The 21,310-nt window shown below is 44.1% G+C and carries 13 protein-coding genes; all 13 read right to left on the bottom strand.

Annotation, left to right across the window (positions count from 1 at the left end; translation table 11 throughout):
• Nucleotides 1–518 precede the first annotated feature (518 nt).
• Nucleotides 519–1,052, bottom strand: coding sequence for a cell division protein ZapC (locus KO537_RS18440; RefSeq protein WP_173244574.1), 534 nt, complete (start codon nucleotides 1,050–1,052; stop codon nucleotides 519–521).
• 200 nt (nucleotides 1,053–1,252) lie between these two features.
• Nucleotides 1,253–2,263, bottom strand: coding sequence for a quinone-dependent dihydroorotate dehydrogenase (gene pyrD, locus KO537_RS18435; RefSeq protein WP_219235246.1), 1,011 nt, complete (start codon nucleotides 2,261–2,263; stop codon nucleotides 1,253–1,255).
• Nucleotides 2,264–2,326: 63 nt separating this feature from the next.
• Nucleotides 2,327–7,171: an NAD-glutamate dehydrogenase gene (locus KO537_RS18430; RefSeq protein WP_173244568.1), complete on the bottom strand. Its 4,845-nt coding sequence runs from the start codon at nucleotides 7,169–7,171 to the stop codon at nucleotides 2,327–2,329.
• A 264-nt stretch (nucleotides 7,172–7,435) separates the two neighbouring features.
• On the bottom strand, nucleotides 7,436–9,751 hold the full coding sequence (locus KO537_RS18425; protein ID WP_113940560.1) for an MMPL family transporter: 2,316 nt from the start codon (nucleotides 9,749–9,751) through the stop codon (nucleotides 7,436–7,438).
• A gap of 36 nt (nucleotides 9,752–9,787) precedes the next feature.
• The gene (locus tag KO537_RS18420) at nucleotides 9,788–10,804 is read right to left on the bottom strand and encodes a YCF48-related protein (protein WP_173496835.1); all 1,017 of its coding nucleotides are present in this window, start codon (nucleotides 10,802–10,804) and stop codon (nucleotides 9,788–9,790) included.
• Between the two features lie 54 nt (nucleotides 10,805–10,858).
• Nucleotides 10,859–12,223, bottom strand: coding sequence for a DUF1329 domain-containing protein (locus tag KO537_RS18415; RefSeq protein ID WP_105252650.1), 1,365 nt, complete (start codon nucleotides 12,221–12,223; stop codon nucleotides 10,859–10,861).
• Between the two features lie 13 nt (nucleotides 12,224–12,236).
• Entirely contained in the window at nucleotides 12,237–14,279 is a 2,043-nt protein-coding gene (locus KO537_RS18410) for a DUF1302 domain-containing protein (protein ID WP_105252651.1), read from the bottom strand.
• A gap of 338 nt (nucleotides 14,280–14,617) precedes the next feature.
• The gene (locus KO537_RS18405; RefSeq protein ID WP_028759764.1) at nucleotides 14,618–14,833 is read right to left on the bottom strand and encodes a DUF2835 domain-containing protein; all 216 of its coding nucleotides are present in this window, start codon (nucleotides 14,831–14,833) and stop codon (nucleotides 14,618–14,620) included.
• 43 nt (nucleotides 14,834–14,876) lie between these two features.
• Nucleotides 14,877–17,426, bottom strand: coding sequence for an aminopeptidase N (gene pepN / locus KO537_RS18400; protein WP_219235244.1), 2,550 nt, complete (start codon nucleotides 17,424–17,426; stop codon nucleotides 14,877–14,879).
• A gap of 84 nt (nucleotides 17,427–17,510) precedes the next feature.
• Entirely contained in the window at nucleotides 17,511–19,556 is a 2,046-nt protein-coding gene (gene prc, locus KO537_RS18395) for a carboxy terminal-processing peptidase (protein ID WP_173244557.1), read from the bottom strand.
• A gap of 28 nt (nucleotides 19,557–19,584) precedes the next feature.
• Complete coding sequence (gene proQ, locus KO537_RS18390; RefSeq protein ID WP_219235250.1) at nucleotides 19,585–20,214, bottom strand: RNA chaperone ProQ; 630 nt, start codon at nucleotides 20,212–20,214, stop codon at nucleotides 19,585–19,587.
• A 280-nt stretch (nucleotides 20,215–20,494) separates the two neighbouring features.
• The gene (locus KO537_RS18385) at nucleotides 20,495–20,953 is read right to left on the bottom strand and encodes a GAF domain-containing protein (RefSeq protein WP_028759760.1); all 459 of its coding nucleotides are present in this window, start codon (nucleotides 20,951–20,953) and stop codon (nucleotides 20,495–20,497) included.
• 17 nt (nucleotides 20,954–20,970) lie between these two features.
• Complete coding sequence (locus KO537_RS18380) at nucleotides 20,971–21,270, bottom strand: YebG family protein (protein ID WP_105252655.1); 300 nt, start codon at nucleotides 21,268–21,270, stop codon at nucleotides 20,971–20,973.
• Nucleotides 21,271–21,310: the final 40 nt, after the last annotated feature.

The following is a 21,310-nucleotide window of genomic DNA, read 5'->3' as shown; positions in this document are numbered from 1 at the left end:
CCTTGAAGCCCTGTGATTGATGTTTGTTCGCACTTCCATCAGATCACACTTCAAGGTGTAAGTTCACTCCAATCTAATGATTTATATGTAAATCATCAGGGGATTCTTCAGGGTCGAGCATCCACGGATGGACTAGCTGCGAGTCGCCGAGTAAATGCCATGGCAAACCGATCTATGTGGATCAAATGAGCTTATTATCAATAAGGAATAAATTCACTTTAAAATGCTTGCAATCCATGACGGAATATTGCGATCTGTGTTCTTTTTAGCCTTTGCCTCGTCACTCTCCTTCTATTTGATAGAAAAAGCTGAGCCGAGTTTAGAGTAATAAGACTCACAAATTATCGTTGGGTAGCATTCGATAGAAAGGTGTTGAAGAGTCACGTGACTAATTTTAGATAAAAGCTTTCTTAGCAGAAAAGAGTACGGATAGCGCACTAATGCTATGGAGATTTAAGCGAATTATCGGCTAATAATAGATATCAAAAACCAATAATGACTATTGATCTACAACTACGCTATGCCGCAACCACGTGGCGCTGCGCACGTAGGGGGTGTAAGCGATTATGCATCACTTTGATGGTTTCAAACTGCACCATAGTTTTAGCACCGGATAAAACACATTCGGGCGATAATAACATCACTAAGGCCGATTGCAGGGTGTTTTCAACCACAAGCACGAGTGCCCTTTGCTTTTGGCATTTAAGTTCAAAGACTTTACCTACATCGCTATAAACACAGACATCACTGGTATCAAAAAACCATGATTTAGGCATTTGCGGTGTCAGCATAAAATGGGCTGCGGTGGCATTGAGCGCAATTTGAACAATAGCGGCATCGGACAAAGACAGGGTTTTAGGCAATCTATCGAGTAAGTTCATATAGAATTTGGCGTGCGCAATATTAAATTCCATGCTTGATAAGGCATCTGGAATGAGTAATTTTGCTTTATAAGACGTCAGAAATTCTATCTCGGAACCTAACGATACGCCTAATACACCATACGAATCGTTATATTTCCATTGCCAATCTTTTTGCGGCATTAATAACATAACGGTGACCCAATATTTGAACACTGGGACATAATAGTAGATATTTTATCCAATATCAAAATAAAAATAATAAAATACAAATTATTTAACAGTTACTTAGTCGTTCTATTGTAAGATCTTAACAGCGATCTAAGGATCATTTTAGATCGCTGTTAAAGAATAAGATCTTATTTTAGATCGTTATCTTAATCCTAAGATCATTATTTCAAGCGGTATGCATTCACTATTTCTTTAATTAACTTCGGACCTTGATAAATAAAACCCGAATAAATCTGAACCATAGTGGCGCCCGCATCGAATTTGGCTAAGGCATCTTCAGCGCTATTAATACCGCCCACACCGATGATCGGGATCTGCCAAATTGCCAATTGCTTAATCACTTTAGTAGACAGCTCAGTTAAAGGTTTGCCACTTAAGCCGCCGCTTTCATTGGCGTTGGCAAGACCGCTAACACCATCACGTGTTAAAGTAGTATTGGTCGCAATTGCGCCATCAAATTTGTTTTTAATCAAAGCTTGCGCGATATTTTCAATTTCTTCGATGGTTAAATCTGGAGCAATTTTAAGCGCGATGGGCACGTATTTTTTATGCTTTTCGGCCAGCTCAAGTTGCTTGGCTTTAATTGCGCTCAATAATTCATCTAATAGATCGCCATATTGTAGCGATCGTAATCCTGGGGTATTGGGTGATGAAATATTCACCGCAATATAAGCCGCATGGAGATAAACTTTATCCATGCAGATCAAATAATCGTCTTTACCTTGTTCTACTGGCGTGTCTTTATTTTTGCCAATATTAACGCCAACCATAATATCGGTCTTTTTAGCGATCAAATTTTTGACCAGATTATCGACACCCTTATTATTAAACCCCATGCGATTAATGATGCCTTTGGCAGGCTTTAATCTAAATAGACGGGGTAAATCGTTACCAGGCTGTGGTCTTGGGGTAACTGTACCCACTTCAATATGACCAAATCCCATCGCATGAAAGGCATCAATCGATTCGCCGTCCTTGTCCATACCGGCAGCGAGTCCCACTGGGTTAGGAAAGGTCAACCCCATAAAGCTGACAGGAGCGGGTGCAATCGTTTGTCCATATAGACACGTTAACCGGCTATTGGCGGTCATTTTTAAACTGCCTATAGCAAGATGGTGAGCTCGCTCAGGATCCATCTGAAACATGACTTTCTGTGCGATTTTATAAAACATGTACTTTCCTCGACCTAAAAAAAGCCCCGGCGATCGCCAGGGCTTCTGATTGTTATAATAAGTTTACTTTTGGCCTTCGCAATGAAGGATCAGAAGGTTAAGTTCACGTAGGGCGACAGAGAACTTAGCAAACTCATGGATTTGCGACGTTTTAAAGTCAGCTAGCATATGGAACCATCTTTCCAATAAGCCTTGATTTATCTCAATCCACTGAGAAATCACACTTTCGGCATCACAGGTTGCACTGCAGGTTCTTAAGACAACTGAACTTAATGCACGTTGTTGCCAATCTAACTCTTCCCTAAAGGCGGCACGAGCCAGTGCTTGCCAATGGTTCGCTACAGGTTGAGCGCTGATCTGTTCTAAGAACCAGTGCAGCTCAACGCGGGCGCCGAGTTTGAAGTAAGTTTCAGCCACTAATGCCACTGTCTTATCTTCTGTTTGCGCAATTTGGGCAATGTCTAAGGCAGAGAACAAGGTGCTCATGTTAGCCACAATGGTTGCCACAGCTTGTGGTACGTTTTCTTTGACCAAAGCATTGATCTCAGATTGGATACCCTTCGCTTCTTCTTCTACCAGATATAAATGAACATTATCTTTAATTTGTTCAAATACTGGTTTGAAGAAGGCAACGGTTTGTTCGATGCTCCAAGAGCGGTTACGGTGACGGAGGAACCAGCGGCTAGCACGACGCATATTGCGGCGTAACTGATGCAGCATTTCACCTTGAACCACAGCCGGAACTATGCCGTTTAAGTCAGTGATCGATTTAGTTAATTCAGCTAAACCAAATACTTCGCGAGCCATAGTGTAACAAATTGCCGCGTCGGCAACTGAGGCACCAGTCTCATCTTGCATACGTTGAACAAAATTCAAGCCCATGTCGTTGACGAGTTCATTGGCGAGTGAGGTCGCAATGATTTCGCCACGCAGTGGATGGGTTGCCATTTTGTCGCTGTATTTTTCCTGAAGTTTTTTCGGGAAATACGCGATAAGCAGTTGGCTTAACAGAGTATCTTCAGTGATTTCTGGCGTCACTAATTGCTCTTTCAGTACCATTTTCGCATAAGCAACCAATACTGATAGCTCTGGGCGCGTTAATGCACGACCACTGGCTAAACGTTCAGCTAGCTCATCGTCAGACGGTAAGAACTCTAACGCTCTGTCTAACTTGCCTTCTTTTTCCAGGTACTGGATAAAGCGGATCTGCTCTTTTAACTGCTCAGCACCGCGCACTTGAGTCACAGAGATAGTACGAGTTTGATCTTTACAGTCTTGTAGTACGATTTGGCCGACTTCTTCAGTCATTTCTTCCAGTAAACGGTTACGCTGCTTAAGCGTCAGTTCACCTTCAGTCACCATAGCGTTCAGCAAAATCTTGATGTTCACTTCGTTGTCTGAACAGTCCACACCACCAACGTTATCCACGAAGTCAGTGTTGATGCGACCGCCATTAGACGCATATTCAATACGACCTAACTGAGTACAACCTAAGTTACCGCCCTCGCCGACTATCTTAGCGCGCAGTTCGCCACCGTTGACACGTAGAGCATCGTTGGCACGATCGCCGACTTCAGCGTGGGTTTCACGTGAAGATTTCACATACGTACCGATACCGCCGTTCCAGATCAAATCCACTGGCATTTTCAACAGTTCTTTCATCAGCTCAGTTGGGGTCATAGAGGTTTTCTCTGTGGCCAACATTTGCTTCATCTCTGCCGATAATGGAATTGATTTAGATGAACGGAGGAAAATACCGCCACCTTTAGAAATCAACTTGCTGCTGTAGTCTTCCCAGCTTGAACGTGGCAGAGCGAATAAACGCGCCCGTTCATCATAACTTAATGCCGTATCCGGATTTGGATCGATAAAGATATGCATGTGGTTAAAGGCTGCAACCAGTTTAGTGTGCTTAGACAACAACATACCGTTACCGAATACGTCGCCCGCCATGTCACCTATACCTAAACAGGTAAAGTCTGTAGTTTGGCAATCAATACCGACTTCGCGGAAATGACGCTTAACCGATTCCCAGCCGCCTTTGGCCGTGATACCCATTTTCTTATGGTCATAACCGTTGCTGCCACCCGATGCGAATGCATCACCGAGCCAGAAGCGGTATTCGAGGGAAATCGAGTTCGCGATATCAGAGAAAGTCGCTGTGCCTTTATCGGCTGCTACCACTAAATAGGGGTCATCTTCATCGTGACGAACCACATCCAATGGATGGACGATTTCACCGTTCAAAATGTTATCGGTAATATCGAGCAATGCACGGATAAAGATGCGGTAACATTCTTGACCTTCGGTGAAGAAAGCTTCACGGCCGCCTTCAGTTGGCAATTGTTTACAAACAAAGCCACCTTTAGCACCCACAGGCACAATCACAGTGTTTTTCACTTGCTGTGCTTTTACCAAACCCAATACTTCGGTACGGAAGTCTTCACGACGATCTGACCAACGCAGACCACCACGAGCCACTTTACCGTAACGTAAATGCACACCTTCAACCCGTGGCGAATAAACGAATATTTCGAATTTCGGCAGTGGACGTGGCATTTCAGGGATCAGTGAAGGCATGAATTTAAACGAGATATAACTCTTAGATTCGCCTTTGGCATCCAGTTGGTAGAAGTTGGTACGCAGAGTGGCGTTAATCAAGTCTAAATAACGACGAATAATACGGTCATCATCTAAGCTAGACACTTCGTCTAAACGTAAATTGATCTGCTCCAAAAACTTGCCCAGGGTACGAGTTTTCAGTTTAGGGTTAAATTTACGGATGAACATCTTCACCAACAAATCAGCGATTTGTGGGTAACGACCGAAGGTTTCTTCAATATATGACTGACTGAAAGTCGCATCGATTTGACGCATGTATTTCGCATACGCGCGCAATACAGAGACTTCACGACCGGTTAAACCTGACGCCAGAATAATGCGGTTGAAGCCGTCATCTTCTAACTTCTTTTGCCACACTTGTGACAGTGCAGTTTGGAATCTGTCTTGGCTATCAGCGATGTTATCTGTGTTGACGACTTTAACTGTCATCAAGAAGTCTAAGATCCAGAAGGTAGAACCGTCTGAAGTCGTAACTTCATATGGACGCTCGTTGATCACGCGCAGACCAAAGTTTTCGAGCATTGGAAGCACATCAGAAAGATGAATAGGCTCATCTTTATGGAATAGCTTTAAACGCACTTTGTTGTCGTTCAGCGCCGCTTCCTGCGGTTGATAGAACAACATGCCGAGCTTGTGTTCATCATCCAGTGCTTCGAGCTGTTGCATGTCGACGACGGCAGAACTTGGCAATACGTCTTCTTTATAGCTTTGCTCAAACGCATTGAAATAACGCTTAGTCAGATGAGTGCCAGCTTCTTCGCCGAGTGCACTGTTAAGCGCAGTGCTTAACTTATCTTCCCACGAACGTGCCGCTTCTATTAAGTTGTTCTCTATGGCAGCCACATCTACATCCATATTATTGTTATCAACTTTGACTATGTAGTGAGTGCGGGCTAGCGTCGACTCGGAGAAATAAGTCGTAAACTCTACATCTTCTTTGCTGTTAAAGTGCTGGGCCAGAATACGTTGAGTATCTTGGCGGAGTTTAGTGTTGTAACGATCCTTAGAAACGTACACTAAACAGGATAAGAAACGGCCAAAGCCATCTTTGCGTACAAAGAGTTTCAGCTTGTCTCTGTCTTGCATTTCTAACACGCCATGGGCCATGTGCGATAAATCATCAACATTGGCTTGAATTAGCTCGTCACGAGGTAAATTCTCAAGGATGTTTAGCAGGGCTTTATAGTCGTGTGAACGTGGGGTCAAGCCTGAACGATCTAACACACGCTGCACTTTTTCATTCAGCAGTGGGATTTCACGTGGACTGCGGTTATACAGGTTTGACGCATATAAACCGATAAATCTATCTTCGCCAATCACATTGCCTTTCTTATCGAAACGCTTAATACCGATATAATCGACATAAGCTGGGCGATGCACGCGGCTCTTAGCGCTGCTCTTAGTGAGGATCAGTAAGCTGTGATCTAAGGCTTCTTTGCGGGCACTATCGGAGAAGCTAGATAACAACAAACCTTGCTCAGGTTGCGCTTTAGTGTGCTTGTTCATCAAACCTAAACTAGAGGCGATATTAGGCACTAACTCAACGTCACCTTCGACACGTTTCAAATCGTATTGACGGTAACCTAATAGCGTAAAGTGATGATTATTCAAGTAAGTCAGGAAGTTAATCGCTTCTTCTAACTCTTGCTTATCGCCCGGGAACGGACGTTTTGGCAATTCCTTGATCATCTCAGCCAACTTGGCAGACATGACTTCCCAGTCGTTGACTGATGAAGCGACATCGGCAAGCACAGACTGAATTTCGCGCTCTAATGCTTTGATATCAACCGTGCTGCTTTGACGGTCAATTTCAATCAAAAATACGGCGACATGCTCAGTGCTTTCAGGGCTCTGATTAAGATAAGTGACATTCGTCACACCACTTTCTGAACGCTCAATGGCCAGTGGAGTGTGCAACATCATGTGAGCAGTAATACCCATACGATTCAATGCCATACCAACTGAATCGACCAAGAATGGCATGTCAGGTTGGATAACTTCAATGATCGAGTGAGTAGATTGCCAGCCGTGTTTGGCTTGGCTAGGATTGAACACTCTCAGATGAGTGTTACCTTTTGGTGTTTTGTTCAGGGCGTTCCATAAACTGAGAACCGCACCGTATAAATCACTGTCATTACGCGCATTGAGATCGTCTTTCGACATGTGGGCATAAAGGCAGGTGGCGAACTGTTCAACTTGCTTGGCTTGTGAATTAGGGACTTTAGCGTGAATTAAACTGACTACATTTTCAAGTAGTACTGAAGGCATTGCATCTTTCAAGGCCATGTTGCTGTTTCCTTAAGCGTCTATGGCAGCGCTTTTTTCATTATTTGGATGCTTCGGCTTAACAATCGCAGATAAATTAATGTGATCTAGATCGTCGCGCGAAGTTTATTACTAAAACCGCTGTATTTCGAGGAAAATTTTAGTGGTACATCCTCTTGAAATCCAGTATTTGCGTAAACAAGGAATGACAAATGACCAAACAATCGATAAAGCAGACTAAGTATTCAAAAGTAAATGGGGAGCTTAGCTCCCCATTTGTAGACTCTACTTAGGTTGGCGCCAGAAAATGGCGGCCAATGCAGGTAGGATAATTATGGCACCGAGCATATTTACCACAAACATGAATGTTAACAATATTCCCATGTCCATTTGGAATTTAAGTGCCGAGAAGAACCAAGTACTGACACCAATCGCCAATGTAAGGCCCGTAAAGATCACCGCACTACCCCGTTCGACCAACGCCTCATAGTAAGCCTGTTGCACTGGCATACCATTTGATAGCTTAGACGACATAGTCGAGAGGATATAAATACCGTAATCCACACCAATACCAACCCCCAGTGCAATGACAGGTAAGGTACTGACAGCTAAGCCAATATCGAGCTGAGTCATCAAGGCTTGTGCCAGTGTCGACACGACATATAACGGAATAATGACCGCCACAGTGGCTTTAAAAGATTTAAAGCTGATTAAGCAGAGTACAAACACTGCACCATAGACGTATATCATCATAGGTAACTGTGCCTCAGCCACCGCTTCGTTAGTCGCTGCCATTACACCCACAGGACCCGACGCCAGTTTAAACTGCAACTTCTCGTTGTCCATTTTCGCGGCGACGGCTTTGACCTTAGCGACCACAGTTTCTATGGTTTCGGCCTTGTGATCTTTCATAAACAGATACACAGGCATGACAGAACAATCGCCATTTAATAAACCTGAAGTCGTGGGAATTTGGCCAATAGCCTGTACTAAGCTCGCCGTTGTACGCGGCAACACTTCCCATCTTGGATTACCTTCGTTGAAGCCTGCATTCACTTTTTTAGCGACTGACGCCAAACTCACAGTCGACTCCACCCCAGGGGTATTGCGCACTAACCACTCAAACTGATCAATTTGAGTGAGCACATCGTGGTAAGTACAGGCTTCAGGTGCTGCCTCAACAATCACAGTCATCACATCTGTGGTGATAGAGAAATGATCTGTGATGAAGAAGGTATCGAGGTTATAACGCGAATCTTGATGTAACGCTGGCGCGCCGCCCTGTAAGTCACCAATCTTCATCTGATTGGCTTGTTGCAAACCCACAAAATACAACACCACAGTGGCAATAATGACTACCACAGCATATTTAGGCGTTGCAAAACGCGCCATGAAGCGCCAAATAGCCTCAGTTCGCACTTCTTCAGCGGTCGGTTCTGCGTGTTTATTGACTTTGATTTCAGTAAAAGAAATCACCAAAGGCAACAGGATAAGGTTAGTGAAAATGATCACGCCCACACCGAGCGAGGCAGAAATCGCCAGCTCGCGAATAATCCCAATATCGATAAATAACAGGGTAATAAAACCAACAGTATCGGACAGTAATGCCACACCACCCGGCACTAATAAACTACGAAATGCCGACGCCGAAGCCGCTTTTGTCGTTTGCCCGTCAAGCACTCGGCGCCGTACAGCATTGATGATCTGCACCCCGTGGCTCACACCGATGGCGAAGACTAAAAACGGTACCAGAATCGACATAGGATCGAGACCGAAACCTATCACAGTCAATAAACCAAGCTGCCAGACCACAGCCGTTAAACTGCAGACCAGTGGCAGCATGGTCAAGATGATGGATTTAGAAAAGAGGTAAACCATGATGGCGGTGACCAAAATCGCGATCACGAAGAACAGCAATACCCCCTTAGCACCATCAGCCACATCCCCCGCCATTTTGGCGAAACCTATGATGTGAATTTTAACCTTATCGGTTTCGAACTTGCCCCTAAGCTCTTTTTCTAATTGTGCAGCAAAAGCAATAGTATCAAGCGGTTTACCCGTCTGTGGATCAAAATCCATTAATTGAGCCGACACCATAGCCGCACTGTAATCGTTAGCAATTAATCGGCCGACAATCCCTGCTTTTTCAATATTATCGCGAACCGTTTCTAACCCAGACACTGAAGTTGAAAAATCCGCTGGAATAACAGGCCCGCCAGCAAAACCATCCTCAACGACTTCAGTAAAACGAGTGGAAGGCGAAAAAATTGATTTCACCTGCGCACGGTCAACCCCTGGAATAAAAAACAGCTGATCATGCACATTTTTTAAGGTATCAAAATAGTTAGCATTAAAAATATTACCGCTGGTATCCTCAACCGCCACCATGATGCTGTTGGCACCACCAAAATCTTTTTGGTGTTTCAGGTAGGTCTGCATATAACTGTGCTGCAGTGGAATATTTTTGATAAAAGCCGCATCCATTTTGAGTTGACTGGCCTGATAGCCAAAAAACAACGTCAAAAACACAAAAATGCCGACGACCCATGCGCGATTGCGAAACAAAAATGACTCAAATCCGTTGACCAGTTTTTCTAACATCTTCTCGGCCCTGTTATTTATTGTAGTTTTAAAATTTTATGGCTTAAGAATAAACAGCCCTTGGCTGCCGGATAACCACATATTCCCTTGATTATCCTTCGCAATAGACACTAAGTTTTCCCCTTGGCGACGAGTCACGATACTGCTAGTGTCGTCCTCATTTAGCTTGATCACTATCCCCGCATTTCCCACTAAATATAGCGCGTCGTCAGAAACAACCATGGCACCGTTGATTGAGGATTGCACAGGCAGTTCTATTTGATTCCATTGGCTTAAACTCACATCAGCTTTGAATATATGACCGCGAAGGCCCATCACATACACAGCATTTTTCGTTTCTACGGCGTTAAACATAGAACCATCGTAATCAAAATTGGTACGCGTAAATGTTTTACCTTGATCGCCAGAAACAGCGACTAAGCCCAGCTCGCCAACCAATAATAAACGTCCATCGGTTAAGGTTAAAATACGATTAAAGTGCGGCAATAATGAAGCGCGCGCACTCAAATAGGCCGATTGATCGCTGCCTTTTAACTCCGCCAAATAAGCCACATCTTCTTCTGCTAAGAGCTCCTCATGGAACTCCTCGCGCCACTGGGCACCGCCATCGTTGGTGCGATAAAACAAACCGTAAGCACCAATGGCAATACCATTGTTTTCGTCTAAAAACACCACATCGAGGAATGGTTTTTCAATCTCGGGCGAATGCATCTGCTGCTGCCAAGTTTGGCCACCATCCTGAGTCTGTAAAATGGTTGCATCATGACCTACAGCCCAACCGCGTTTTTCATTGAGAAAAAAGACTTTGGTCAGCTGTGAACTCACGGGCGTTGCTACTTGATGCCAACTGCCGTCATACACCAGAGCATGACCACGTTCACCCACAGCCACTAAACCAGCACCTACGTTGGCAATATCTAAAATCAAAGATGAAGCAGCAAGAGGTTGAACTTGAGAAAAAATCGGATCAGAGGGCGTTGCAGATAACGTAGAAGGAAAAAAAGCGCCACCGAAACTTAATACAGCGACACACTGAAGGATGCGAAACGACATACAAACTTCCTTAAACTAATGAGGGGCGCTAAGCGCCCCTTTGTACTTGGCCTATTAACGGATACCCTCACGACGCAATGCATCGGGGGTAAAGTTAGCTTCAGTCAGTTTGGCATCGAAGTTATACATGCCACTTTGGTTGTCTAAGCCCATGGCGAGATAACGACGGGATTGCAAATCATGGAAGACTTCCAAAGTATCCCACTGTGCAGGTACTTCGTAGTAATTCAAGCCATGTGCAACGGCCACACGATACAACTGATCACGGTTGTCGTAGAGATCGGCGATTGACACTTGCCATGAATCTTCATCAAGGTACATATCGCGCACTTTATAAATGTGGCGCATACCGTCTTTCAGCGTCGCCCTCACTTGCCATACGCGGTGTTTTTCCCAACGAACGTACTCAGGATTCACATGACCAGGTTTCAATATTTGGTCATATTTCAGCTTATCCGAATGCAGTTTGTAATCGTTGTACGGGATATAAATTTCTTTTTTGCCAACCAGTTCCCAGTTGTAACGCACTGGGGAGCCGTTAAACATATCGAAATCATCTGTCGTACGCAGACCATCTGACACTGTACCCGGTGTATCAAAAGCCACGTTCGGCGCTTTACGGACTCGACGTTGACCTGTGTTATAGGTCCAAGCTTGGCGGGGAAGCGCCTCTTGATCCATGGTTTCTTTAACCAATAAGGCTGTACCTGCTAAACGTGCAGGCTGAGTCACCACTTGCTTAAAGTAGAACAGCGTATTGCTGGCTTTAAGCTGATCTAAGGTAATTTCTGGACGAGAATATTCGAAGCGAATTTCCTCAGCCGTTTCGACTAAGCTATAGCTACCATCGGCTGTCGGTGCAGCTTGGCTACGGGAAGTTTCGATATCGATACCACGAAAACGCAAAATGTGGTTCCAAATTGCTTCTAAACCATTTGCAGGGATCGGGAATGGAATACCAATAGCCGCGCCAGAAATACCATTGCCCTGTGCAATCAGTTCAGCACGAGTCGCGTTAACTTTAGTCGCATCGTAAACGAACTGTGGTACAGAGGCGCTACGGCGAGTCTTGTACACATTCATCTTGTAGGTATCAGGATAAAGTTCGAACAACTTCATCTGACCAGGCGTTAAAAAATCTTTATATTGCGCTTTGTTAGCATTGGTAATAGTAAATTCAATCTTATCCTCAGGGAAAGGATCTGGGTGATGCATCCCTTTGGTATAACCCGCCACAGGCTGAGTGATACCACCATCCCACGCAGGAATAGAACCATCAGCATTACCTGCTTTTTCAGCACCTAAAGGGGTAAGTTCATTGCCAAGTTTTGCCGCATCAGCTTCTGATATCTTAGCCATAGCGACTGGCGCTGCGAAAGCCAGCATGACTGCACTCGCCAATATCGTCAGTTTCTTCATTGTTTGAGTCCTTTTAGATCGAATACTTGATATTGAATGAAACATAATCACGATCTGCCATCGCATTCGTCGTACCGACACCGCCAAAGAAATTGTTATAGGAGATATCTGCACCCCAACGGTTTTGATAGTCGAAGTTAACGCCTAGCGCGACAGACTTACGTCCTTCCGTGAACAGGAACATAGGATCAGGTGTAATACCATCAACGTCATGGGAGAAAATCACCCGTGGAGACATATTGACCCCAGCAAATACGTTGTTGAAATCCGCCTTTCCAACTAAACGATATCCCCAAGCAAAGTCGGTTGGGAACGGGTTAGTTTCAGGACCATTGTGCAAGGCTTGAATGATGCCGGGCATATCTGGGTTGCCGCCAGAACGTGACGTACCAGGACCATTGAGACGTAGCTCATCAAAACCTGGCATATCATGGATCCACACGCCACCCACTTCGGCCAACATAGTCAAGTTATCTAAACCTAACGTTGGACCAAATAAATGGGTGAAAGTCATCTGCGCCTGAGTGGTATCAAGACGGATAAAGCCATCCACGGTTTCACCCGGCTTAACATCTTTAATCTGTGAAATACCATCGAGATCTGGACGAAGACCAGCGTTAGCTAACTGCTGTGGCATACCGGCAAACAATAATTCTACGTCATCGATTTGCAGTGGTTCATCCTGACGATGGGCAATTTCAGCCGCGACAGAGGTATCACCAACCAAGGTATTGAAACTGAAACCGTAAAGCTTGATATCCTCTGGATAAACGATTTGCGCCTTAGAGAAACTCTTCAAATTGAGCAGCAATTCACGATCAATGTTGCCCGAATTTTGACCTATGGTCGCCAGATCAGACAAAAGTGCACCCGTGCTAAAATCGGCGGCAGTACCACTGATAAGAGGACGACGGCTATGGTAATTCATGAAATAAAAACCAAATTCGGTTTCACCCAGTGAAGGCGCGTAATAACCCAGCTTAATACCATATTGGCCATCATTGCTTGGCTCTGCCTCATCCTGCACTAGCGTCACTTTTGTTGGGTAGGCTAAGGCCATAGAAACCAATTGCTGTGTCGGAATAGATTGGCCGCTGGCAATCATGCCCGCTAAACGCTCGTATTCTTGCATCACAAAGTCTAAATTGATGTCAGGGTTAGCATTAAACCCAAGCTGAGCGTTTTGAGCGTAACCACCGAAACCCGCAAAATCGTTAGTCGCAAAAATAGAACCCGGCGTTGGTACCCAAATAGGTTGCCAATCATATTGATAGAATGCTTCTACCGTTAATGAATCCGTCAAACCAAGGGAAGCCCACACCATACCTTGAGGTCTGAACGCTTCTTTGAGTTCAGCGCCTGGCGCATTAAGTATGTTCAAGTCAACGGCGTTGATTTCACTGATCCCATGGGCAATCAGTGTACTTTCACCCCATGACACCACTTGATTACCTACACGAATAGATAATGGATTAGCGCCATCGTTGAGGTCAAAGTTGCCATACACAAACGCATCGAGTAAGCGAATATCTTTACATTGAACTTCTGAAGCACGGTTATCTTCGCAAGGGTCAAACTCTTTGCCCGTTATCGGATCATTAAAATCATAATTACCGTCATTGAGTTTACGATCATAGAAATACATACCACGAGCGAATAAACCGTAGTTTTTGTATTTCAATGACAATTCATGCAAACCTTTAACGATTTCGGACGTAGTATCGCCTTGAGAATAAAGTAAATTACTTAAGTCATTGTTACTGGAATACGATCCGGGCTGGGCCCAAATCTCAGCAGAAGTGTATTTAGTATTACCAAATGCGCTGTAATTAGACCAATCGAATTGGGGTTGATTAACCTTACCAATTTGACCTTCCCAATCGCGCTCCCCTACACGCCAGCTCGCACCAGCAGTCCAAGTTGAGTCAAATGTGCCCTCAACCTCTCCCCAATTAAAAGATACTGCATTAACGCTTGGGATCATTAACAAACTCAATGCCGACGCCACCCCCAAAGCAAGCGCCGATTTGTTAAAACTATTTTTAACAATTTTCATTTTAGCTCTCCGTACCCTGCTGGATTCTTTGTTTTAGGAATTACAACCAACATCTTGTTAGCTCACAGGTAACATCATTGTTACAGCAATTAATCCCCTTGAGCAAGGCGCAGTTAGAGAAAATTTTCTAAAGAATTAAGCATGTAGGTACATTTGTACCCTTAACTAAAAAGGAGAGATTTAAATTAGCGAAAAGCGGAATAGGAATGAAACATAAAAACACATTAAAAAATCATATAATTCATTAACATATTTAAAAATAAAATATCACAAAGCGAGCTTAGTAATCAGCCGACCGTTTAAAGTAATTGCTCTAAGTAAAGATAAACAAATTAAGACTAAACTCGATTTAATGAAACAAATTGTCCCTTGTCATCTAAAACCAATTTGAAATAGCCTTGAATGCCATTTTCGGTTAAAAAACGCCTAAAATGACGGCCATTAATCCACAAAATCCGCCCTTGAGTTTCACGAACCTCGACTTTATCGGCAAGCCCTTGATAATAAGGTAAGAAATCTCGATAGCTGATCGATAGTTTGAAATACAGTTCCATAATATCAGGGCAGCACAGACTGCTGCCCTCCTCCTACAAACTGCTATTTTGCCAATGCTTTAGAGACTTTTTCGTACATATCCTTAGATAAGTCAGGCAAAGCCAAAAGTTGCTCTAAACAGGCTTTTATCAAGGTTTGGCGGCCTAAGTCGAATTTATGATACTGGATCAATGGCGTCACCATACGGGCCGCAACCTGCGGATTGAGCTTATTAAGGGTCATTAAGCATTCGGTTAAGAAAGCATAACCCTTACCGTCTCTACGGTGGAATTGATAAATATTACCGGCAGCAAAACTGCCCACTAAAGCACGCACTCGGTTTGGATTGCTCATACTAAAGCACTTGTGTTGCTGCAACTGACGCAAACACTCAATCACATCATCTGCATCACGGGTCGCTTGCAACATAAACCATTTATCCATCACTAATGGCGTATCCTGCCAACGTAGCTCAAATGTCGTCATCAGTTCATCACGACAAGGTAAATTCCCAACATTGGCAGCAGTCAACGCACCAAGAGAATCCGTCATATTACTGGCGTTATCGAACTGAGAAATCACTAACCCCTCGGCCTCATCCGACACCCGAGCTAACCAAGTTAAACACTGATTTTTAAGGGCTCTTGCCTGCGTACTCTCTACTGCGACTAAAGAACGATATAGCGCAATCAATTCATCTTCACTATGTGAAGCGAGCTCTATTAGTACAAATTCACGTGCTAAAGCTAACGCATCTAGATCAACATTCTCTGTTTGCTCAATCAAAGCCGAAGCCGTAGGTATCGCTAATATTTCGGCGATCAATGCCGGATCAAGCTCAGTGTCTAACAACACACCTTTAAAACTATCGCGCACACGGGGATCGAGAGCCATAGCTTGTTGCTGTTGTAAACTCGCCACATTTTGCCAAATAGCTTGGCTCACTAAGGTCACAGAAGCTTCCCAACGCGCCACTTCGCTGCTAGCAAAACGCATCAAGTGAACGAGTTGATCCACATTGAATCGATATTGTAATTTGACGGGAGCGGAAAAGTTTTGCAGTAACGAAGCGACGGGTTTATGAGTGAGTCCATCAAAGCTAAACACTTGTTCAGTTTGAGTAAAATCGAGAATCTCATTCACTAAAGAATGGCCCTTCGCATCTAAGAGCTCTAAGCTAAACGGAATATGCAGCGGTGATGCACAGTTCACTAGACTTTGTTTAAGGGTCAATTGATAAACGCCCGTTTGCGCATCAAAACTGTCCATCGCAGTCACAATCGGCGTACCGGCTTGGCTATACCATAAACGGAATTGGGTTAAATCCACTCCGCTGGCATCTTCCATTGCCGCCACAAAATCATCACAGGTGACAGCTTGGCCGTCGTGGCGTTTAAAATACAGTTTCATTCCCGCCTGAAACTTTTCTTCGCCGAGCAAAGTGTGCATCATGCGGATGACTTCAGCGCCCTTGTTATACACAGTCACAGTGTAGAAATTATTCATCTCAATGACAGATTCTGGACGAATAGGATGGGACATAGGGCCAGAATCTTCTGCAAATTGCTGATTTTTTATCACTTTAATTGCGTGAATTCGATTCACAGCACGAGAGCCTAAATCTGAGCTAAATTCTTGATCGCGAAAAACCGTTAAGCCTTCTTTTAAACTTAATTGGAACCAATCGCGGCACGTTACGCGGTTTCCTGTCCAATTATGAAAATACTCATGGCCTACAACCGATTCAATGCCGTGATAATCCTCGTCGGTGGCCGTTAAGGTATCTGCAAGCACATATTTAGTGTTAAAGATATTTAAGCCTTTGTTTTCCATCGCACCCATATTGAAAAAGTCGACGGCCACTATCATGTAAATATCTAAATCATACTCAAGATCAAAACGGCTCTCATCCCATGCCATGGATTTCTTAAGTGATGCCATCGCATGGTGTGCTTTATGTAAATTACCTTTATCAACGAACACTTGCAGGATCACTTTACGGCGACTGCGAGTAATGAACTCATCTTGCAATAGATCAAAATCGCCAGCGACTAAGGCAAATAAATACGCTGGTTTTGGAAATGGATCTTGCCAGCAAACATAATGGCGTCCACCATCTAACTCACCTTGATCAATCAAATTACCGTTACTTAGTAAAAACGGGAATGCGGCGCTATCGGCTTCGATACGAACTGTGTATTTAGCTAATACATCAGGGCGATCAAGGAAATAAGTGATACGTCGAAAGCCCTCTGCCTCGCATTGCGTGCAGTAGGCACCATCGGACATATAGAGCCCTTCAAGGCTCGAATTAGCTTCAGGATCGAGCTTAGTGATAATGTTCAGCTCAAACTCATCAAGCTCAGTTTCTAGAACTAATTGACCTGCACTAACATGGTAAGGCACAGCATCACCATTGACTGTCAGTGAAACAATGGTCAAATCTTCGCCATCCAACACTAAGGCTTGTGCATGTTTTGAACTGCGTTTTATACGACTGATCGCCTGCACTTGGGTTTCATTGCCAGCCAAATTAAACGCTAAATCGATAGTCTCTATCGTAAAAAGTGGCGCTTGATAATCTTTTAAGTATTTTGCTTGAGCTTGTGTCATTTCGATCCCTTTAACGCTGATCTAAATAAGAAAAAACGCGCCATAAGCGCGTTTTGATATCGGATAAATCGACTCGACTAGCGCCTATTTAGCACTAGTTTTAGCCATTTTTTGCACATCAGCCATATCTAAGGTGATATAAGCGGTTTCGTCTAAAAATGCATCTGGCAATTCAGCGTCGTCTTTAATGTCTTCCATTGATTTAACCGGTGCTAAACCATTGGCGACTCGACGCTCGTTTGTTCTGTCGAGGACTTTTTTCTCATCGGCTTCACGGGAAGCAATACGCTCACTTTCAACCAGAGACACAGTTTTCTCTTTGTGATGCTTTTTAAAGTCGGCAATATCTTGATTGATATAGGCAAACTCTACGCTGTTTTTTATACGGTTAAGGTGCTTAGATTCAAGGCTAGTCACTAACTCAGGCGTAACATCATTAAGCGTACCATATTGCGCCATAGGCACTTTATCCCAAGGTAAAGCATTTTTCTCTTCAGCTTCACCGTACTCGCCCGGCTCCAACGCACTTGGGTAAGCAATGTTGGGGGTCACACCTTTAATCTGTGTACTACCACCATTAATACGGTAGAACTTTTGAATCGTATACTGCACATGGCCAATTGGCTTCTCATACATGTCGTAGATACGGCCTAGGCTCTTATGCTGCTGTACTGTGCCTTTCCCAAAACTCGACTCACCGACAATCAGTGCACGGTCATAATCTTGCAATGCGGCAGCAAAAATTTCAGAGGCTGAAGCACTGTAACGGTCAACCATCACAGTCAATGGTCCTGCATAACTGGTTTTACCGTCGTTATCACGATGCGCAGACACTCGTCCATCGGCATCACGAATTTGCACTACAGGGCCCATATCGATAAAGAGTCCCGTCAGCAGCACGGCTTCCGTTAATGCCCCCCCACCGTTACCTCTAAGGTCGATGACTATGCCTTCGACTTTGGCGTCGTTTAACTTCACGAGCTCTTTTTCAACGTCCTGCGACAAATTCATATAGAAACCAGGAATTTGGATCACACCGACTTTGCGATTTGCGTACTCGCCGTCTTTAGGTTCAATCACCTTAGAGGTTGCAGCTCTGTCTTCAAGACGAATTTTGTCGCGAACTAAGGTAACGTCGAATGGCTTCGCATTCGAACCGCCTTTCTTCGGTAAAATTTGCAGTACAACTTTACTGCCCTTAGGCCCTTTGATCAGGTCGACCACGTCGTCTAAACGCCAGCCGATCACATCAACAATTTCACCGCCTTCTTGACCGACGCCGACAATCTTGTCTTCCGGCGACAGTTTTTCACTGCCCGCAGCAGGGCCGCCAGTAATTAAACTTTTAATGACAGTGTAATCGTCTTCAAGTTGCAGTTGAGCACCAATGCCTTCAAGGCTCAAGTTCATTTCCATTTGGAAACGTTCAGCATTGCGTGGTGAAAGGTAACTTGTATGTGGCTCAATGCTACGCGAGAAGGCATTCATCACGCCTTGGAACACGTCTTCACTGTTAGTTTGAATCAACCGTTTAATGGCGTTGTTGTAACGCTTTTGGAGGATATCAACAATCTCAGGCCATTGCTTACCTGTGAGTTTAAGATTTAGTGCATCGTATTTAACACGTTGACGCCATAACTCATTAATTTCTGTCTGGTCTTTTGGCCATGCAGCCTCATCGCGGTCGTACTCATAGGCATCACCGGGCGCAGAAAAATCCATCTCTTTATCTAATAGAGATAAAGCATAGACAAAGCCTTCATAGCGGCGCTTTTGGACGATATCAAACATTTTATAGGCAGGCTCAAGTTCACCAGAACTAAGCATGTCATCGAATTGGGTTGCATAAGGTTTAAAACTATCGACATCCGCTTGGGTTAACACATTGCGGCGATAGTCCAACTGCTGCAGATAACGATCGAAAATTTGCGCAGAAAAGGCGTCATCGAGATTGAATCTATGATAGTGCGAACGAGTGTATAAGTCCGTTACCCTTTTGCTCGCAACCTTATGTTGCGCTTCCTGCTTGAGAGTGGGTAACTCGCTGATTTGAATCGTGGGTGGTACGGCCCAAGCCGAGAATCCGACAAAAACAGTGGCGATCGAGGTAGCCAAAGTGAGTTTTCGCATCAACAAGTTACTCCGTTTTAATAAATGATTACAGCAGGATATGTTCTGCTCTAACTTTAATCGTTAGGCCACTATCAAGCTGAACATGAATATCTTCCTTGTTAATGTCAGTAATCACACCGGCTACGGGTGTCATACCTAATTTAACATTGACGCGTTGTTTTTTCGTTAAATCAGTCAATTGTGCTTGAACATAATTGACGACTGGCGCTGCAGCTTTTGGTCCAGGCTTAGCAGGACGCTCAGTTTTAGGACGCTGAGGAACGGCCACCTTTTTAGGTGCTTTCTTCGCCGCAGGCTTAGGTGCAAGTGCTGCACGTTTCGCTTTGGCCTTATCCTGACTCTCTTTCAACATGGCTTGAGCATGATCAATGTGCTCTTGCTCTAACTCGCCGCAAGGTTCGCCATCCAGGTTTACGCGTTGTGCGCCCGCTTTAACGCACTTTAAATAGCGCCAGCTGCTGGTGTAACGTCTCAAGGCAACTCTGAGCTGAGTTTTACTGACTTTAGAATCATCAGCCAACCTTTCAGCCAAATCTTGAAACAATCCGATTTTTAATGGCTTAGTTTCACCTTCAGCAATAAAGCACAAAGGAAATGTTTCATACAAATACGCCAAAATTGCATTGGTGTCGGTCAACTTTTCTGTTGATTCCATCATTACTTCCACAGTCAAAAAGGGACATCGATTCGAGGTGATATATATCAGCTTCTTACATGTCGTTTATCTTCGTTAAACTCAATATTGAGTCAACGTACAAATTAGCATCCTAGCCGCGTTTACTAAAGTTAAAAAATATACCTTAACAAATTTTGACAGCTCAAAACACTAAGCTTATTCATTGCATGCCAATCAAACCAGCTTAATGCGTGCAGGCGCATATTATAAGGCGCACGCCACCGATTGCGACTATGAATTATGCGTTATTGTACGCAAATTAATCAAATAGGCAGTTTTCAAAACTTTTAACCAGTAATTCCAGCCCCTTTTGGTCTTCTTCATCGAAACGATCGAAGATAGGACTGTCAATATCGAGCACGGCAACCACGTTACCTTGCGCACGAACTGGCACAACGATTTCAGAATTACTGGCAGAATCACAGGCAATATGACCATCAAATTGATGGACATCGGCCACTCGCTGAGTTTGATTAGTGAATGCTGCAGTACCACACACACCTTTTCCTAACGGAATGCGTGTACAAGCCACTTTACCTTGAAACGGGCCTAATACTAGTTGTTCGCCACGCATGACGTAGAATCCCACCCAGTTCAGCTCAGTTAAATTATCATTGAGCAAGGCTGAAAAATTCGCCATCGCCGCAACAAGGTCGTCTTCCCCTTCCAACAAGGCCAAGGCTTGACGGTTAAGTGACTCATAAAATTTCGATTTCATTACATTTCCTAACAATTTTATTCTGCTGCTTCGGTCTTTTTAGCCGCTTTTTTCGCTGCAGGCGGATTCGTTGGCGTACTATTAACCTGAACGGCGCCTTTAAGCAAGTTCGTCAGCTCATCTTTATTGTTAGCAAAATAGAATGCGAGCTTTTCGCCCACACTTTCATCTATACCCAAATCAGCTTTTTGAATGAAGGGGATAAGGTTATCGGCGATATCGAGCATCTTATCGTAGGCATCAGCCTCCTTCTTAGATGTGAATGTCATCTTTTCAACCCCTTCTCTGACCACGACAAACTGTGTTATTACTGCCATGACTGCCCTCGCACTGTTTTTATATACAGTAACTAGAGTG

The organism is Shewanella sp. NKUCC01_JLK, assembly GCF_019345615.1.
Lineage (GTDB): Bacteria > Pseudomonadota > Gammaproteobacteria > Enterobacterales > Shewanellaceae > Shewanella > Shewanella oncorhynchi.
This window is presented reverse-complemented; position numbering and strand designations above follow the sequence as displayed.

What these genes read in the sequence shown, in the direction of transcription:
- KO537_RS18385 (WP_028759760.1), bottom strand. Translation starts at nt 20,953, where the DNA reads ATGAAATCGAAATTTTATGAGTCACTTAACCGTCAAGCCTTGGCCTTG.
- proQ (WP_219235250.1), bottom strand. Translation starts at nt 20,214, where the DNA reads ATGGAATCAACAGAAAAGTTGACCGACACCAATGCAATTTTGGCGTAT.
- pyrD (WP_219235246.1), bottom strand. Translation starts at nt 2,263, where the DNA reads ATGTTTTATAAAATCGCACAGAAAGTCATGTTTCAGATGGATCCTGAG.
- KO537_RS18430 (WP_173244568.1), bottom strand. Translation starts at nt 7,171, where the DNA reads ATGGCCTTGAAAGATGCAATGCCTTCAGTACTACTTGAAAATGTAGTC.
- KO537_RS18415 (WP_105252650.1), bottom strand. Translation starts at nt 12,223, where the DNA reads ATGAAGAAACTGACGATATTGGCGAGTGCAGTCATGCTGGCTTTCGCA.
- KO537_RS18425 (WP_113940560.1), bottom strand. Translation starts at nt 9,751, where the DNA reads ATGTTAGAAAAACTGGTCAACGGATTTGAGTCATTTTTGTTTCGCAAT.
- KO537_RS18410 (WP_105252651.1), bottom strand. Translation starts at nt 14,279, where the DNA reads ATGAAAATTGTTAAAAATAGTTTTAACAAATCGGCGCTTGCTTTGGGG.
- prc (WP_173244557.1), bottom strand. Translation starts at nt 19,556, where the DNA reads ATGCGAAAACTCACTTTGGCTACCTCGATCGCCACTGTTTTTGTCGGA.
- KO537_RS18440 (WP_173244574.1), bottom strand. Translation starts at nt 1,052, where the DNA reads ATGTTATTAATGCCGCAAAAAGATTGGCAATGGAAATATAACGATTCG.
- pepN (WP_219235244.1), bottom strand. Translation starts at nt 17,426, where the DNA reads ATGACACAAGCTCAAGCAAAATACTTAAAAGATTATCAAGCGCCACTT.
- KO537_RS18405 (WP_028759764.1), bottom strand. Translation starts at nt 14,833, where the DNA reads ATGGAACTGTATTTCAAACTATCGATCAGCTATCGAGATTTCTTACCT.
- KO537_RS18420 (WP_173496835.1), bottom strand. Translation starts at nt 10,804, where the DNA reads ATGTCGTTTCGCATCCTTCAGTGTGTCGCTGTATTAAGTTTCGGTGGC.
- KO537_RS18380 (WP_105252655.1), bottom strand. Translation starts at nt 21,270, where the DNA reads ATGGCAGTAATAACACAGTTTGTCGTGGTCAGAGAAGGGGTTGAAAAG.